The organism is Gluconacetobacter asukensis (assembly GCF_014174375.1).
GTDB lineage: Bacteria > Pseudomonadota > Alphaproteobacteria > Acetobacterales > Acetobacteraceae > Gluconacetobacter > Gluconacetobacter asukensis.
Map to the genome: position 1 here is coordinate 1 of NZ_JABEQE010000053.1, position 1,062 is coordinate 1,062.

The following is a 1,062-nucleotide window of genomic DNA, read 5'->3' on the forward strand; positions in this document are numbered from 1 at the left end:
CGTCTCGATCGCGCGCGGCATCAACGACCAGAACGGCAATCCGGACCGGCTGGGGCTGCAGGACGTCAACCCGATCTTCACCTGGGTGCGCCTGGCGCAGCGCATTCCGGTGCGCATCCATCTGGACCATGTGCCCGACAGCGTGACGCTGGCGGCGGGCATGACCTGCACGGTGACCGTCGGCCCGCAATCGCGCAGCCAGAAGGGGCATCTGACCACCTGGCTCCAAGATCATCTGTAAGGCCCCCGGCGCGAGCATGACCATGATGACGAAGACCCGACGGGCCGGCCTGGTCCTGACCTCGGCGCTGGTAATGGCGGGTTGCACGGTCGGCCCGCGCTACCAGCCGGACCGGATGAAGGTGCCCGAGCACTTCACCGAGGACGAGCATCCGGCAACCGATGCCGAGATCGCGCGCACCAATGCAGAATTGAAGGATTGGTGGCACCGCTTCGGCGATGCGGAGCTGGACCGGCTGGTCGATCGCGCGATCAGCGGCAATTATGACCTACAGATCGCCGGCCAGCGCATCCTGGCCGAGCGGGCGCTGCGCGACAGCCAGGCCTCCGCCTGGTATCCGCAGATCGATGCCAACACCACCAACGGTGACGCGCGCTACTCGCTCAATATCGACAATTGGCCGCTGCGCCCGGGCAACCCGGTCAACCGCCCCGGTGCGTCCTATCTGTCCTACGGGGTCAGCGCGAGCTGGCAGATCGACGTGTTCGGCCGCATCCGCCGCAGTGTGGAAGCGCAGGAGCGCGCGGTCGAGGAAACGGTCGAGGATCGGCGCGCGGTGCTGATGACGATGCTCTCGGCGCTGGTCAGCGACTATATGGTGCTGCGTGATACGCAGTTGCGGCTGGAGATCGCGAACCGCAATATCAGCGTGGCGCAGGAAGCCTATGATTTGACGCAGCGCCTGTATCTGGAAGGCGTGGGCAACACCTTGCAGATCGCGCAGGCCAAGGCGGAGCTGGACAGCCAGCTTGCGGCGCGCGAGCCGCTGCGCACGCATATCGCCCAGATCACGCATGCGCTCGACGTGCTGATGGGCCAGA

Annotated in this window: 2 protein-coding genes; both read left to right on the plus strand. The window is 66.0% G+C overall.

The window, feature by feature from the left end:
* Positions 1-241: HlyD family secretion protein (locus HLH35_RS19670; protein WP_456305641.1), on the plus strand; the 241-nt coding region annotated here is incomplete at its 5' end.
* Positions 242-263: 22 nt separating this feature from the next.
* On the plus strand, positions 264-1,062 hold a 799-nt coding region (locus HLH35_RS19675), incomplete at its 3' end, for a TolC family protein (protein WP_408870148.1).